Origin of the sequence: Delftia sp. SD018 (assembly GCF_017355445.1) — a bacterium.
GTDB lineage: Bacteria > Pseudomonadota > Gammaproteobacteria > Burkholderiales > Burkholderiaceae_C > Comamonas > Comamonas acidovorans.
Genome location: NZ_JADDRN010000010.1, coordinates 115,918 through 131,058, shown reverse-complemented (window position 1 = coordinate 131,058; position 15,141 = coordinate 115,918). Strand labels below are relative to the sequence as shown.

Genomic DNA, 15,141 nt, shown 5'->3' with positions numbered 1-15,141 from the left:
TCCAGTGGCCTGAGCGGCGCGGCCCGGTGTGCGCCATCCAAGCCGGATCGGCTCGTTGGTTGCCACATCTGAGCCTGGCTGACGCCCGTGCAGGAAAGGTCTGAACGTATGGGAGACGAAGCGATCAACTGGCTGGCGGGGCAACTGCAAGGCCGAAAGGATGGCAGGCCCAGGAATCACAACCCTCGCCCTGCCGGAGTCGTGCGCCCAGGCAGTGGTACGGACGCATTGTTGCGCCATCTGCAGCAACTGCCGGACCGCTGGTTCTTCCATTGCGAACTGGTGCTGGCGCTAGGGCGTTCAAAAGGAGAGATCGATTGGGGGCTGCAGTACCTGACGGGGCGGGGCCTGGTCCAAGCCAGGCTCACCGAATTGCCCGGGCGCAAGCCTGTTCTGCGCTACCGACTGATCTGCGACCGTCGCGAGGTGCCTGCGAATTCTTCGGGCCTGCCTGATGGCGCGTCCCAAGCCTGACAGGTTCGCAGGTATGAAAACGCTAATCTCCAACACCGTCCTTTCCGGGGGGGAGCAAGTCTCCTCCTCCCGTCAGCACAGCAGCACGCAGGAGCGGCATCGTTGCTTTGCACGGGAGTACGTTGCATCGGGTTTCAATGCCACGCGGGCGGCAGTCGCCGCAGGCTACAGTCCATCCTCTGCGGCATCTCAGGGCGCCAGGCTGCTGAAGGATCCACGGGTGCAGGACTATGTCAGGGAGTGCAGCCAACGCGTCGCGGAGCATGCCGAGGTTCGGGCCGAGGAAGTGGTGCGCCGGCTCCATGAAATGCTGATGGCCGATCCGCGCGATTTGGTCGAGGTTCACGTATCGTGCTGCCGGCATTGCTACGGAGCCGCCCATGGCTACCAGTACACGCTGTCCGAGTACAACTCCAAGCGTGAAAAGTGGATTGATGCCGGCAAGCAATTTCAGGACTTTCCCGAGCTCGGCGGGGTGGGCTACGAGGCCCACCGTCCCCCCCTGGCGGAGTGCCCTGAGTGTTTTGGCGCCGGCCTGCCACGCACGGTCGTCAAGGACACGCGCGGCCTTGGGCGCGGTGCGCTGGCGCTGTTCGGTGGCGCAAAGGAAGGCAAGTACGGCACGGAGATCAGCCTCCGCAGCCAGTTGGATGTGATAGAGAAACTGATGCGCTATCACGGCCTGTACCAGCGGGACACCGCTCAGAAAAGCATGGGCATGGGGCACTTCGAAGTGCATTTCATTGAGCCACCCCGGCGCAGTGACGATCCTCGCGAGGAGCGTGCATGAGCACCATGTCTGATGAGTTGCCGATGCTCGCGCTCGACAGCCTGCCTTCGGGCGAGCCTCCTGATTTTGCAGCCGATTATGAGGTCGAGCGCTCGCGCGTCACCGTCGAGTTCCCGCTCAAGCTCAGGCCACTCTTCGAGCCGCGGCGGTTCAAGGTCATGTACGGTGGCCGCGGAGGGGCGAAGTCGTGGTCCGTTGCCATGGCCTTGCTGGTGCTTGGCAGCAACCGCCCCTTGCGCATCCTTTGTGCCCGCGAGGTGCAGAAGTCCATGCGCGAGTCTGTGCATCGCCTGTTGCAGGACCAGATCGAGGCCCTGGGGTTGGGGGCGTTCTACGAGGTGCTGGGTACGGAAATCCGCGGAGCCAACGGAACACTGATCCTGTTCGCAGGCCTGCAGGCCCATACGGTGAACTCCATCAAGTCGTTCGAGGCGATCGATATCGTCTGGGTGGAGGAGGCGCAGGGCGTCAGCGCGGGCAGTTGGGAGGTGCTGGTGCCCACCATTCGGCGTCCAGGATCCGAGATCTGGCTGACGCTCAATCCTGGCCTGGCCAGTGACCCAACCTATGACCGCTTCATCACCCATGCGGATGGTGATACTTGGCTCTGCGAAATCAACTGGCGCGACAACCCATGGTTTCCCGATGTGCTGGACAAGGAACGGGGACGCCATTTCAAGCGTGATCCAGACAGCTATTGGAACATCTGGGAGGGCCGTCCCAGACGCAGCCTGGCTGGTGCCATCTACGCCAAGGAGGTGGAGCGCCTGCACAACGACGGCCGCGTTTGCCCCGTCCCCTGCAATCCCAGGTTGCCCGTGCATACTGTGTGGGACCTGGGATGGGCCGACGACATGGCGATCGCTTTCGTGCAGCGCACGGCCGTGGACTTTCGGATCATTCATTTCATGCAAGGCCACCAGAAGACCTTGGAGTGGTACGTGCAGGAGATGGAAAAACTCCCCTATCTATGGGGCACAGACTTCCTCCCGCACGATGGCGCGCACGGAGACTTCAAGACCGGGCAGACTTCGCAGCAGATCCTGCAGGATATGGGCCGAGAGGTCGAGGTGCTCGAGCGATTCGGGCTGGAGGCCGGCATACGGATGGCGCGTGGCATCTTTGCCCAGGCCTATGTCGATGCCGGCAGGTGCGCCCAATTGCTGGACTGCCTGAGCCGGTATCGGCGCCAGATAGACCCCCGAACCCAGGAGCCTGGCGCGCCGCTGCATGACGACGCCAGCCACGGCGCAGATGTGTGGCGCTATCTGGCCATGGCCCTGCCGCGCATGGATAACGCGACCCAGGGCGCGATGAGGAATCGGCGGCGCGGAGGCGGCATGGCGCGTTGAGACCGTGCCAAGCCTGCCATTGTCATGGCATGCCCGCATGCATCGATCTTCGCAAGTCCCACCTCCACCGCCGGCACGGCGACCTGCTAGCCATCTACACCTGGATCAATGGAGAGAGGGCCCTGGTCCTGATCCCCAGTCTGCGTCCCAAAGCGCCCTGGTATGTGGTGATGGAGAGCGTCGCCTATCTCTATGACCATCCGTCTTACCTTGCACGCATGTGCGTGAAGGCTTGCGAGGTTTTGGGTATTGAACCCAGCCGGGCCAACTGGGTGCGGGTGGCCTCCATCATCAATGAAGGGTTGCCTGATCTGGTGGCCATGCCCAGCGAGCCGCCATGGGAGCGCCGGGGCCGCGAGTTCGGTCAGCTGGTGATCAAGATGGAAGGCAAGGAAATTGCAGCGCAGGCTTTGACCGTTCCTGATGTGGGGGCCGAATATGTCCCTGCTTGAACCCCGCTTCAACCGCCGAGCAGGCGTGGGCGAGCACGTCCTGAACGATGAGCCGCTGGCTTTCGATGTGGTGGACACAGCGCCCCAGCATCCGCTGGACCAGGCCGAGGCCCGCAATACGCTGCGAAAGCTCCTGAGCTGGTACTACCGCGAGCGCGAGATCCAGGCCGAGAACCGCCTGCAGATGTCCATCGACGCCGACTACTACGACGGCGACCAATGGGATCCTGCCGACGCAGCCACGCTGGAGGGGCGCGGCCAGGTACCTCTGGTATTCAACGAGGTGGCCGTGATGTGCGACTGGCTGATTGGTACGGAGCGGCGCGCGCGCGTGGACTGGAGCGTGCTGCCACGTACCGAGGAAGGCGTGCAGATGGCTGACATCAAGACCAAGGTGCTCAAGTACGTGTCCGATGTGAATCGCACGGGCTTCAACCGCAGCCGGGCTTTTGAAGACACCATCAAGGTGGGTGTCGGCTGGCTGGACGACGGGGTACGGAACGACCCAACCAAGGACATCATCTACTCCAAGTACGAAGACTGGCGCAACGTGCTCTGGGACTCCATGGCCATGGAAAACGATCTGAGCGACGCGCGCTATATCTTCCGCACCCGTTGGGTGGACGAGGATGTGGCCATCACCATGTACCCAGCTCGCCGCGACGTGCTGCAGCGTGCAGTGGAGCAGGGACAGGAGCACAGCGCGCAGCAGTGGGCTGAGGACGCATTCCATTACCAGGGCCATTCCTCCAGTCAGCATTCGCGGGGTGGCCTGGCCAGTGGTTATGGCGATGCCGATGACGAGCAGCGCCGCCGCGTGCGGTTGATCGAGTGCCAGTTCCGCATGCCGGCCTCGGTTCGCGTCGTGACCGAAGGGCCGTTCAAGGGCGCGTTCGTTGAACCCTGGGACCAGGCTTTGATGCAAGCCATCGGTCAGGCTGGCGGGGCCATCGTGGACCGGGTGGTCATGCGCATGCACGTGGCCGTATTCACCGAAGGCCATCTGCTTGCGCTGGGGCCCATGCCCATGCGGCACAACAGCTTCAGCCTCACGCCCATCTGGTGCTATCGCCGCGGCCGCGATCGCATGCCCTATGGCGTGGTGCGGCGTGTACGCGATCTGCAAATGGACCTGAACAAGCGGGCCAGCAAAGCATTGTTCCTGTTGTCCACCAACCAGATATTCGCCGAGAAGGGCGCCTTCGACGATATCAACGAGGCGCGCGAGGAAATCAATCAGCCCGATGGGGTCGTGATCTATCGCGCCGGACGGAAATTCGAGGTGCACCGCGACAGCGAGATGGCCTCCGGCCAGATGCAGATGATGAACCTGGATACCCAGGCGATACAGAAGTCCGCCGGCATCGGCAGCGAGAACCTGGGCCGGCAGACGAATGCCAGCTCCGGCATTGCGATCAAGGCGCGCCAGATGCAAGGATCGGTCGTGACCACACAGCCATTCGACAATCACCGGCTGGCTGTGCAGATCCAGGGCGAGAAGCAACTGAGCCTGATCGAGCAGTGGTACACGGAGGAAAAGGTCATTCGTCTGTCAGGCCACAAAGGGCGTCTCGACTGGGTACGCATCAACTTGCCCGAGCTGCAGCCGGATGGCAGCGTGCGCTACCTCAACGACATCACAGCAAGCCTGGCTGATTTCATTGTGTCCGAGCAGGACTATGCGGGCACGTTGCGCCAGGTCATGTTCGAGTCGCTTTCACAGATGGCCGGCCGCATGCCGCCCGAGGCTGCGTTGCGCCTGTTGACCATCGCCATGGACTACTCCGACCTGCCCAATAGGGAGCAGATCGCAGATGAGATGCGCAAGCTGACCGGCGAGCGCGACCCCGCCAAACCTCTTACACCCGAAGAGCAGCAACAGATGCAGCAGCAGATGCAGGCCCAGGCCGAGGCCCTGCAAATGCAGCAGGAGGGCGCGCGCCAGGCGCTTGCCGAGCAGGTGGCCAAGGTCCGTGAAGTCAATGCCCGTGCCGAGAAGCTGGAGGCCGAGGCCGAGCACATGCGTGCCAGCGGCGGGGACCAGGCTCTGGCCTTGCGCATGGCGGGTGCGGCCGCCTCAGTGCGGCGCGATGCGGACGTCGAGCTGGACAACATGCGCCAGCAACTTGCCAAGGCCAATGCAGACCTTGCCAACAAGACGCTGCAGATCCGGGCAGACGAGGACGTGCGCCTGCAGGTGGCGTGCATCGAGGCCGATTCGCGCGAGCGCGTGGCGCAAATCCAGGCCTTGAGCCGCCAGCATCTCGATTCGATGTCGGGTCGCCTCGCCCAGTTTGAACAACAAGGAGTGATGGATGGGCAATGACGTCACGCAGGCCGCGCTCGAAGCTGCGGCCAACGCAACAAACGCTGGGGCGGCGGCGGCCATGAGCAGCAAGGTCGGCTGGAGCGGACTCGGACTGGGTGGCTTTGGCTGGCTCTTGACCTCCGAAGCCGGTGTCGCTATCGGCATAGTGGTGGGGGTCGCAGGCTTTTCGGTCAGCTGGTACTACCGCCGCAAGGAGTTTCAACTGAAGTTGGCGGAAGAGGCTCGTGATCAGGCTGAGCACGAATTGCGCATGAGCCTCATGCGCCGCAGCGGTACGCGCAATGCCCCAGACGAGGAGGGGGGGCAATGACGCAAGATCGATGGACCACCGCCTTGCCTGGGCGAACTGCCGGGCCATGGGTGCATGCCCAGGGGAATGCATGATGGCTGAGCAGACTTCCAAGGTGCCGGCATGGCTGGCAGGCCGGCTGGCTGCGCTGGTGTTGCTGGCCGGGTTGGGCAGTGGAGGGGCAATCGTGGCCCGGCACATTGACGGCCCGGCACTCAACGATCCCTATGTGCAGGCCGTTGCGGCAGATACTGAAACCTCGCCCGGCGTGAAGGTTGCGATGGTACTGGGCTCGTTCTACGAGAGCAGCGGGCGCCATGTGGGAATGCCCTATGTCGACAAGCTGGGCAAGGGCCAGCCACTGACTGTCTGCAATGGCATCACTGGGGAGGGGGTCACGGCGGGCCGCTGGTACAGCTCCTCAGACTGCTATGCACTGGAACTTGGCCGCTAACTGATTGCAGAGCGCCATGCACGGCAAATGCTTGTGGACTGGGCGGCGTATGACCCATTCGTGCAAGGGCAATTCATCGACTTCGTGCACAACAAGGGGGCGGGTAGCCTGGCTTCCAGCACGCTGCGGCGCAAAGCCAACGCCGGTGATCTGGCAGGGGCCTGCAACGAGAACCCTCGCTGGAATAGGGGCACGGTCAAGGGCGTTTCCACCGTTCTGCCGGGGCTGCAACTGCGAGGCGATGCGAATGGCGAAATCTGCCGAGAGTGGAGGGTCATGCCTTGAGCTCCCGCTTCTTCGTCCAGTCCATGGCTGCAGGACTGGCCTTCATCCTCGGTGCAGGTTGCGCGTGGTGGACTCAGGATCAACGCTACGGAGTGCGCCTGGAGCAACTGAGGCAACAGGCTGTCAGCGACGAACTGTCCCGTGTGCGCCAGGCCGCGCAGGACATGGCTGCTTTTTCCAAGGGACTTGACGATGCACTTGCCACATTCCAACGTACCCAGCAGCGCAATGCGCTGGTCCAGCAGGATCTTGAGCGCAGCCTGCGCGACATGCACATTGCTGCTGCAGGCTTGCGCGGTGACTTCGCCGGTTTGCCAGAACGTATCAGCGCAGCTACCCGGCCCTCTCTTGCCCAGTACGCCAGCACCTGCACAGCCTTACTCGAAAGTCTGGCAGAGCGAGGTACAAGAATGGCACAGCGCGGTGCAGACATCGCGCGAGCGGCTGATGGCCATGCCGCTGACGTCCGATTGATGGGTGATGCCTGGCCCCGTGCCAAGCCTGCCAATCTCCCTTGAGCACGCACATCAGGAACTGCCAACCATGACCAATCAAGACGACCAACTGCGCCTTCTGTCCGAAGCCGAGCGCGCCACGTTGCAGGAAGACGACTATGACCCCAGCGAGGACAATGCGGCAGCACTTGCTGCGTTGGGCCGTGGCAGTCTCGATGGGAGCCCCGAAGATGAGCCAATGGGGCAAGCCGATGGCCGTGACAGTGATGACGCGCCAGCATCCACGCTGAAAGCCGGGGAGGAAGCGTCAACGAGCCATTCGCCCGAAACGGACCACAATGCCGAACGCCACGGCGCCGGGGGATCCTCTAAGCCGTTGCCATCTGGCTACAGGGTGGATCTGCCCTTGGATTACCAGGACCAGGTCTGGGCCAACAAATCTGCCATGGCCGAAGTCCGCCGCAGGTTCAACGACGGTGATCTGGACCACTCGGAAATGGAGGCTGAACTGGACAGGCTGCAAGATGAGCGTGACCAGCTACGCGATGTGAAAACGCGTGCCACTGTCTCTGCGGAAATGCGCCAGCAGTCTGAAATGGATGCATGGACCCACTCCATCCACACGTTCCTGGATGACGCTGCAAAAATGCCTGAACTGGGTCGCGTGAACTACCACGCGGACTTGGAAAAACAGGCTGACCTGGACGCTTTCGTCAAGGCACTTGGGGCAGCTCCCGCCAACCAGCACAGGCCTTTTCGCTGGTTTCTGGAGGAAGCGCACAGGCGTGTTCTGGCCCTGCATGGGATCCCTACCACCAAAAAGCCCGTGGACATGCGACGCCGGGCCGATCCGTCCGACATAGTCACCAACCTGGCCGACGTGCCCGGCGGCGCAGGCGATGCCGACCCCGCGGGCGACGAGTTCGCCGAGCTGGACAAGCTCACCGGCCTGGACTACGAGCGCGCGCTGGGCCGCCTGTCCGAAGAAAAGCGTGCGCAGTTCCTGCGCTCGGTGTGAAGGGCCCCATGGCACAGGCTGCAGCATCGACGCCCGGCGTGCGCCGCATCTTCATCGAGTTGCGCACGGGGGATGTGCTGGAGGTGGGCGGCGTTCGCATCCAGCTGGAATACAAGAAGGGGCAGGCCGCGCGCATGGTGATCGCGGCGGCGCCGGATACCTGCGTGCGAAAGATCGCAGCTGCCTCGCGGCCCGTACCAAGCCTGCCATCTTGAGGGCTGAACCATTTTTCAACCGGGGCGCTGGAGTGCTCGCTACCACACAGGAGCACTCCTATGGGCAAAACAGTGGTGGGCGTGAACAGCCCCCGCGCGGTCAAGCGCTTTTCCGGCGACCTGGCTCTCGATGTCTCGCAAGCCTCGTACTTCGGCAAGCGCTTTGCGGCCGTGGGCCAGGGCGCCAAGACGCCAATCCAACTTCTGACGGACCTGGAATCCGAAGCTGGTGACCTGGTCAGCTATGACCTGCTGGCCGAGTTGCGCATGGCGCCCGTCGAGGGCGACGATGTGCTGGAGGGCAAGGAAGAAGGGCAGCGTTTCTATACCGATGAGCTGTACATCGACCAGGCGCGCGGGGGCGTCAACACGGGCGGCCGCATGTCGCGCAAGCGCACGCTGCACGATCTGCGCATGCGCGCCAAGCAGCAGCAGGCCAACTGGTGGGGCCGTTTCCAGGATGAGCTGACCTTCACCTACCTGTCGGGCTCGCGCGGCGTCAATGCCAACTTCATCCTGCCGCTGGGCTACCAGGGCCGTGCCAAGAACCCGCTGACGGCGCCTACGCCCAACCAGCACCTGTTCGGCGGCGATGCCACGGCGGTGGCCAACCTGGATGCCACCGACAAGATGTCGCTGGCCGTGGTGGACCGTGCCCGCGTGCGCGCAGACAGCCAAGGCGGCGGCGCCACCAACATCCCCGTCATGCAGCCCTGCGTGGTCGATGGCGAGGAAGTGTTCGTCATGGTCATGCACACCTTCCAGGAAGACGACCTGCGCAAGGAAACCGGCACGGGCGGCTGGCTGGAACTGCAAAAGGCTGCAGCCGCTGCGGTGGGCTTCAAGTCGCCGCTGTTCAAGAGCGCGCTGGGCATGTACCGCAACGTGGTGCTGCACTCGCACCGCAACGTGATTCGCCACAACACCCACGGCGCCACGGGCGACCTGGAAACGGCGCGCGCGCTGTTCATGGGCGCGCAGGCGGGCGTGATGGCCTTCGGCTCGCCGGGCACGGGCATGCGCTACGGCTGGCATGAGGAAACCCGCGACAACGGCAACCAGGTCGTGATCACCACGTCGTCCATCTTCGGCGTCAAGAAGTCGGTCTTCGAGATCGAGGGCGAGAAGCAGGACCACGGCGTCTACGGCATCGACACGGCCGCTGCTTCGCGCTGATCCCCACCGAACGAAAGGAGTCATTCATGGCTTTCAAACAACTCAGTGCCGTGGCCGCAGGCCATCAGGCCCCCATCACCCCCGGCGGCTCCGAGCTGGTGCGCTCGCGCTTCGGCCAGCCCCTGGCAGTGGCAGACCACGCAGTGGGTACCCGTGGCGTCATCGGCATCCTGCCCGCCGGCATGCTGCCCGTGTCGCTGTACATCCGCGTGCCTGCGGCCCTGGGCGCGGGCTTCAAGGCCTCCATTGGCCTGGCGGATGCGGCTGGCGACATCAGCACAGCGGCCGACGACGGCGGCGGCGCCTGGGTGACGGACAACGATGTGGGTGCAGCCGGTGGTTACGCGCACCTTGTGCCAGCGGCCTTCGCCAAACTCGCAACCAAGGATGAAGACCGACGCATCATCCTCAAGGTTTCGGGCGCAGGCACGGCTGCCGGCCTGTTCACGCTGGACCTGATCTACACGAACGCCTGACAGCGCGCTCATGTGTGCGCCCCCGCAAAGGGGCTTTCCCCGGTGGCATCGGCTGCCGGGGCTTTTTGAACCCCGGAGAACCAAACCATGAAGCTGTTCACTTCGCTGCCCGCACGCAAGGACGGAAGCCTGATCGTGCGCATCAAGGGCGCCACCTATGTTTTCGAGGGAAAGCCTCTTGCCTGCGAGGTCGAGAACGAGGCCCATGCCGAGCATCTGCGCGCTGGCAACTTCCAGACCGAGGAGGAGTTCGACGCCGAGCAGAAATTCCAGCGCCTGGCCGCCGAGCGCGAAGCCCGCCGCGCAGCCCAGGACGGCAAGGCCCCGTCCTCGCGCGGCACCTTCTCGCCCGGCGTGGGCCCGGACGATGAGGACGACCTGGATGGCGGCACCGGCATGCCCCAGGAGTCCGACTCCGCGCCGACCGGCCGCGTGCGCCGCGCTGCCCGCTCCTCCAACGTGACCGGCTGATCGCACCATGGCCAGCTGGGAGAACTGGATGCCTGAGCTGGTACTGGCTGCCCCCAAGGCGCCGGTACCGCTCATTCACCTGGCGTTGAACCGCGCCGCGCGCACCTTTCTCAAGGCAACGCGCGCCTGGCAGGAATGGCTGGAGCCCACGGACGTGACTGGCGAGGCCTTCGCCGAATACACCTTCGAGCTGCCCCAGGGCGCAGAGCTGCTGCGCTTGGAGCGCGCCACGCTGGCTGGGCGCCCGCTGGAGGTGGCGAAGGCGCGCGACCTTCCGGCCGATCCCTGGCAGCACGAGCTGCGCGGCAAGCTCTACCTGGTCACGACCAACCTGCGCGAATTCACTGTGCGCACGGGCAGCGCGGGCCGGCTGCAGGTCTACGCCTCGCTGATGCCGTCCCTGCGCGGCAACAGCGTGCCCGACGAGGTTGCCTCGCTCTACCATGAGGCGATCCGCGAGGGCGCCAAGGCCGAGCTGCTGGCCACCGAGGGCACGGACTACTACAAGCCCGACCAGGCCGGCGTGGCCCTGGCGTTCTTCCAGCGCGCCATGGATGACGCCACAGCCGACGTGTGGCGCTCCAACACCAGCCGCGGCTCGCGGGGGAGGGCATCATGGCTTTGACCGTGGCCCAGCTGCTGGACGATGCAGCGCGCGACCTGCAGGACAAAGGGCACATCCGCTGGACCCGCGTGGATCTGCTGGACTGGTTCAACGCGGCGCAGCGCGCCTTTGCCGAGCAGCGGCCCGACCAGATGGCCCAGCCGCGCGAACTGGTGCTGGCCGCCGGGTGGCGGCAGGAGCTGCCGGCCGACATGCTCACGTTGATCGACATCACGAACAACGCCAACGCCACGCAGCGGCGCATCACCAAGACCGACCTGTGGGTGCTGGACGCCGTGGCCGGCGCCTGGCGCTCGGGCTCGCCGGGCCGCGAGGTTCAGCACTACATGCACGACCTGGGCACGCCGCAGGAATTCCTGGTCTATCCGCCCGTGGTCGCCGGCACCAAGGTGCGCGCCATGGTGGGTGTCGCGGCTGTGGACCTGGCCGACGAGAATGGCACGCCCTCGGTTCCCGAGCGCTGGATGGACGCCGTGCGGCACTTCGTGCTGTTCCGGGCCTGGTCCATCGACGCCGAGTTCGGCGGCAACGCGACCATCGCGGCGGCGCACCGTGCGCTCTACAACGAGGCGCTGGGCATTCAGGCCCAGGCTGCGGCCACCACGGCCGTCGCCCAAAAGTGAACCAAGCCTGCCATCCTGGCGGGCATCTTCAATCGGGGCGCTGGAGTGCTCGAAGCCATAGGAGCCGTCATGGCTGGTTTCAGCACATCCCTCGCCAACGCGATCATCAGCGCCACACTGCGCAAGCAGGCCTTCCCGGCCATCCGCAACACCTTCTTCGCCCTGTTCACGGCCGACCCTACCGACGCCTTCACCGCCGGCACCGAGGTGGCAGCACCGTGGTACCAGCGCGTGGCCACGGGCGCCTTTGCCGCGCCGAACAACGGCGCCACCTACAACGCCGTGCGCGCGGAGTTTCCGCCCGTCACGGGCGCCCAGGTCACGGTCACGCACATCGGAATCATGGAAGGTGACTCGGCCACCGATGGAACGGCCACGCTCATGTATTCCGAGCCGCTGCCCACGCCGCGCACGCTGCAGATCAACGACGTGTTCCTGGTGGACAGCCAGGCCCTGACAGGCGACTTCACGCTGCAGCTGCTGTAAGCCATGAACAGGGGCGCACTCAATGGCTTCGCGCTGAACGGGCGGGCCTCCGATCCCGTGGTGCGCATCCGCGTGGACGCCAAGGGCTATGCCCGTGTGCGTGCCGGTGGCAGAGTGCTCGCCTATGCCGTGGTCCACTCGGCACCAGCTGCTGCGCTGACCGGCCCGCTGGGCCGCGTGCACGCCAAGCTCTCGGCCGATTCCTTGGCGCGCGCAGCTGTCGAGGGCGTGCTGGGCCGGGTCCATGTGCGCAGCCTGCTGGCCACCACGGGCCGCGCCATCGTCAAGGTCACGCTGCCTCCCGTGCGCGGGCGTGTGGCAGTCCAGGCACGGGCCAACGCCACGGTCACGGCCCATGTGCAGGCCCGCGTTGGCGTGGACGCGACCGCGAGTGCCAGCTTCAAGCCCCAGGCGCGTTTGCTGCGCCGTGGCCCTGTGCAATCCACGCCCACGGCGCGTGGCTCTGCCGATGGCCGCATCTACGTGCGCCGCTGGCTGCGTTCGCCTGTGGACGGCAAGGGTCAGGCCTTTGTCGTCACGCAGGGGCGGGTCGAGGCGCGTCTGGCCGCGCTGGTCCAGGCCAAGGCTGCGATAACGGCCCGTGGGCAGCGCCTGGTGCGCGCGCCGCTGCAGGCTCAGGGCGTGGCCTTCATCGAGATTGATCCCGCCGTGCACAAGCGCTTGCCCTTCGATGAGCAGGCGCCCGAATCCCGCACCTTCCTCGTGCCCGCAGGAATGACCACCTTCTACGTCACAGACCAGGGGCAAAGCATGTTCCGCACTTCCCCCATGCAGCCTGCGGACACGCAGGACTACGACATCGAGTTCGCCGACTGGTTTCCGCCAGGCGACGAGATTGTTTCCGTGCAGCTCAAGGTCCACCCGGCCATGCCCATGCCGCCGTCCTTTGCCTACGTGGGCCAGCGCGTGAAGGTCTGGATCTACGCGGGCGGCCTGAGCGGCCAGAAGTACCAGATCAGCGTGGCCGCCACGACCAACGACGGCCGCACGAAAGAGGTGGAGCTGATCGTGCCCATCAAGGAAAAATAGAAATGCCGCAGCTGTTCCTGAACAACTTCCAGACCCAGTTCATTGCCGACGTGCGCGCGGCGCCGCAGACAGGTGCCCCGGCCAGCGAGCTGGACTACGGCGTGCTGCGCGTGTCCGATGGCGCGGCCGGCGCGCTGCTGAATCCGCCCGCCGGCGGCTGGTACGTGCTGACAGCCTACAAGCGCAACGGCTCCCTGGAAACCGATTACGAGATCCTGCGCGTCACCGCCGTGGACAACTCGGTGATTGGCGAATGCCGCCTGACGGTGTTGCGCGGCCAGGAAGGCACGGCGCCCCGTGCCTACAACTCGGGCGACCTGCTGGAGATGCGCATGACGGCCGGGGGTATGCGCGAGGTGGTGCAGACCACGGATGAGCGCATGTCGAATCCGCGTGCACCGACCGGCGCGGCCGGCGGCGTGCTAGCCGGTCAGTACCCGAACCCCACGTTTGCCCAACCCATGGCCACGGCGGCGGATCTGCAGGGCAAGGTGGACAAGGTGCCCGGTAAGGGCCTGAGCGCCAACGATTTCACCGACGAGGCTGCGGCAAAGCTCGGCGGTGTGGCGACGGGTGCCACCAAGAACGCGACCGATGCCCAACTGCGGGACCGCAGCACGCACACGGGTGAGCAGGCGATAGCCTCCGTCACCGGCTTGCAAGATGCGTTGGACACGATGTTGAAGAAGTCCGGCGACACCATGAGAGGTAGTCTGAATCTCTATGGAAATGGCTTGAGGCTGACCGCTGATTTCAGTAGCAACGTGCTCTCTGATCGCCTCGCCTTTCAGTCGAACATTAACAATTCTTTGACCATCATTGGTGCGCTTCCGACTGGGACAGGGACGATCTCGGGCTTTCGCACGCATGGTGGGACAGACCCTGGTAATTCGGCTGTTGGGGATCTGGTTATTCTGGGAGGCCAAGAGGTCCGACTGAACTCCGGTGTTACGGGAAATGGCCAGTACCTTCCCATGACGTTTTACACCAGCGGATCAGAGCGGATGATTATCCGAACCAACGGTAATGTGGGTGTGGGCACATCTTTGCCGCTGTCCAAGTTTGTCGTTAGCAATTCGGCTCTTGTAGGTGGTGGTCCGCAGACTACTGGCAGTGGTGCCGACCCGAATTCCATCATGCGCTTGCAAGGGGGAAGTGTTGCGTTGGACTTTGGGGTGTATCAGTCTGGGGCCTTTTGGATACAGCCGCGAATCTATTCGGATTACACATTGAATCAATGGCTGTTCTTGAATCCTAATGGTGGTCCTGTCCTCGTTGGTAATGGGGGATTTGGTTACGGTCCTGGTGCCGGTGGCACAGTGACCCAGCCAACAAGTAAATCTACCAGTGTTGCTATCAACAAAGTTGCCGGAGTGATTACCACGCATAACCAAGCGTTGGCGCCTAACGCCGTGGCTGTTTTTTTGGTATATAACAGCATGGTTGGTCCCCTTGATGTCGTCAATTTGACATTAACTAATAGCGACGGGACAGTCGATTCGTCATTTTATAATGTTTGGGCTGTTGCCTATAACAATGGTTCATTTTATATTTGCTTGAAGAATATTTCATCGTCTGCCTTGGCACATTCGGTGCAAATCAATTTTGCAATTACTAAAGGTGCAGCAATCTAATGAAAATAAAGAGCGTTATTCGCTACGACAACGCCCATGCAATTGAGGTGACATGGCTTGATGATGAGGGCAATGTGGCACGTTGCCACATTTATGCCAACTCCCAAATGCAGGAGTTGCGCTCCGACCTCGGGGCGCAAGCGCCTGAGTACGAGTCTCTGATCGCAGCGGTCGAGGCTACTGAGGAGCCGCCACCACCGGCGGTAGTTCCCGAATCATGCACGCCCGCCCAGGGCTTGGTTGCTCTCTATGTACTGAGGGGCATCACTGAAGATGCGCTCAATGCGACCATTGAAGCCATCGAAGATGACGCCCTGCGCTATACGACTCGCATAGGATTTGCCAGGGCGACGGAGTGGAGGCGCCGCAGCCCCTCCATCGTGCTGATGGGCGAACTACTGAGCCTTTCTGCATCAGACCTTGACGCGCTTTTCAAGCATGCGGTGACCGTCGAGGTTTGAAATGGTGCCAAGCCTGCCAGGGTAGC

Annotated in this window: 19 protein-coding genes; all 19 read left to right on the top strand. The window is 63.7% G+C overall.

Going from position 1 to position 15,141, the window contains the following annotated elements; all coding sequences use genetic code 11:
- The first annotated feature begins 108 nt into the window (after positions 1–108).
- The 19 genes from INR38_RS12485 to INR38_RS12395 all read left to right on the top strand — a co-directional run bounded on the left by INR38_RS12485 (position 109) and on the right by INR38_RS12395 (position 15,115).
- Positions 109–474 carry a hypothetical protein gene (locus INR38_RS12485; RefSeq protein WP_207443832.1) on the top strand — a complete coding sequence of 122 codons (366 nt, stop codon included), beginning with the start codon at positions 109–111 and terminating at the stop codon, positions 472–474.
- 13 nt (positions 475–487) lie between these two features.
- The gene (locus tag INR38_RS12480; RefSeq protein WP_097202869.1) at positions 488–1,264 is read left to right on the top strand and encodes a terminase small subunit; all 777 of its coding nucleotides are present in this window, start codon (positions 488–490) and stop codon (positions 1,262–1,264) included.
- Positions 1,261–2,616: a PBSX family phage terminase large subunit gene (locus INR38_RS12475; protein WP_013803299.1), complete on the top strand. Its 1,356-nt coding sequence runs from the start codon at positions 1,261–1,263 to the stop codon at positions 2,614–2,616. The genes INR38_RS12480 and INR38_RS12475 overlap by 4 nt, the downstream gene beginning before the upstream one ends.
- Before the next feature lie 29 nt (positions 2,617–2,645).
- Positions 2,646–3,068, top strand: coding sequence for a hypothetical protein (locus tag INR38_RS12470; RefSeq protein ID WP_207443834.1), 423 nt, complete (start codon positions 2,646–2,648; stop codon positions 3,066–3,068).
- Positions 3,055–5,394: a hypothetical protein gene (locus INR38_RS12465; RefSeq protein WP_192368140.1), complete on the top strand. Its 2,340-nt coding sequence runs from the start codon at positions 3,055–3,057 to the stop codon at positions 5,392–5,394. Before INR38_RS12470 ends, INR38_RS12465 begins: the two co-directional genes overlap by 14 nt.
- On the top strand, positions 5,384–5,707 hold the full coding sequence (locus INR38_RS12460) for a holin (RefSeq protein ID WP_051940599.1): 324 nt from the start codon (positions 5,384–5,386) through the stop codon (positions 5,705–5,707). The genes INR38_RS12465 and INR38_RS12460 overlap by 11 nt, the downstream gene beginning before the upstream one ends.
- Before the next feature lie 73 nt (positions 5,708–5,780).
- Positions 5,781–6,140 (top strand): hypothetical protein, encoded by a 360-nt coding sequence (locus INR38_RS28705; RefSeq protein ID WP_242699046.1) that lies wholly within the window; start codon positions 5,781–5,783, stop codon positions 6,138–6,140.
- Between the two features lie 281 nt (positions 6,141–6,421).
- The gene (locus INR38_RS12450) at positions 6,422–6,943 is read left to right on the top strand and encodes a hypothetical protein (protein ID WP_080736826.1); all 522 of its coding nucleotides are present in this window, start codon (positions 6,422–6,424) and stop codon (positions 6,941–6,943) included.
- A gap of 25 nt (positions 6,944–6,968) precedes the next feature.
- Positions 6,969–7,898, top strand: a complete 930-nt coding sequence (locus INR38_RS12445) for a hypothetical protein (RefSeq protein WP_207443836.1) — start codon at positions 6,969–6,971, stop codon at positions 7,896–7,898.
- A gap of 8 nt (positions 7,899–7,906) precedes the next feature.
- Positions 7,907–8,113 (top strand): hypothetical protein, encoded by a 207-nt coding sequence (locus tag INR38_RS12440; protein ID WP_192368138.1) that lies wholly within the window; start codon positions 7,907–7,909, stop codon positions 8,111–8,113.
- Positions 8,114–8,173: 60 nt separating this feature from the next.
- Positions 8,174–9,289: a N4-gp56 family major capsid protein gene (locus INR38_RS12435; protein ID WP_013803292.1), complete on the top strand. Its 1,116-nt coding sequence runs from the start codon at positions 8,174–8,176 to the stop codon at positions 9,287–9,289.
- A gap of 26 nt (positions 9,290–9,315) precedes the next feature.
- The gene (locus INR38_RS12430; RefSeq protein ID WP_013803291.1) at positions 9,316–9,765 is read left to right on the top strand and encodes a hypothetical protein; all 450 of its coding nucleotides are present in this window, start codon (positions 9,316–9,318) and stop codon (positions 9,763–9,765) included.
- A gap of 87 nt (positions 9,766–9,852) precedes the next feature.
- Positions 9,853–10,236 (top strand): hypothetical protein, encoded by a 384-nt coding sequence (locus INR38_RS12425; RefSeq protein WP_123692004.1) that lies wholly within the window; start codon positions 9,853–9,855, stop codon positions 10,234–10,236.
- Between the two features lie 28 nt (positions 10,237–10,264).
- Complete coding sequence (locus INR38_RS12420) at positions 10,265–10,861, top strand: hypothetical protein (RefSeq protein WP_174549427.1); 597 nt, start codon at positions 10,265–10,267, stop codon at positions 10,859–10,861.
- Positions 10,852–11,484, top strand: a complete 633-nt coding sequence (locus tag INR38_RS12415; protein WP_123692002.1) for a DUF6682 family protein — start codon at positions 10,852–10,854, stop codon at positions 11,482–11,484. Before INR38_RS12420 ends, INR38_RS12415 begins: the two co-directional genes overlap by 10 nt.
- Before the next feature lie 69 nt (positions 11,485–11,553).
- A complete protein-coding gene (locus INR38_RS12410; protein WP_013803287.1) occupies positions 11,554–11,970 on the top strand; it encodes a hypothetical protein in 417 nt (138 codons plus the stop codon).
- 3 nt (positions 11,971–11,973) lie between these two features.
- On the top strand, positions 11,974–13,020 hold the full coding sequence (locus INR38_RS12405; RefSeq protein WP_207443838.1) for a hypothetical protein: 1,047 nt from the start codon (positions 11,974–11,976) through the stop codon (positions 13,018–13,020).
- Between the two features lie 2 nt (positions 13,021–13,022).
- Positions 13,023–14,654: a hypothetical protein gene (locus tag INR38_RS12400; RefSeq protein ID WP_207443840.1), complete on the top strand. Its 1,632-nt coding sequence runs from the start codon at positions 13,023–13,025 to the stop codon at positions 14,652–14,654.
- Positions 14,654–15,115 (top strand): hypothetical protein, encoded by a 462-nt coding sequence (locus tag INR38_RS12395; RefSeq protein ID WP_207443842.1) that lies wholly within the window; start codon positions 14,654–14,656, stop codon positions 15,113–15,115. Before INR38_RS12400 ends, INR38_RS12395 begins: the two co-directional genes overlap by 1 nt.
- The last annotated feature ends 26 nt before the right edge of the window (positions 15,116–15,141 follow it).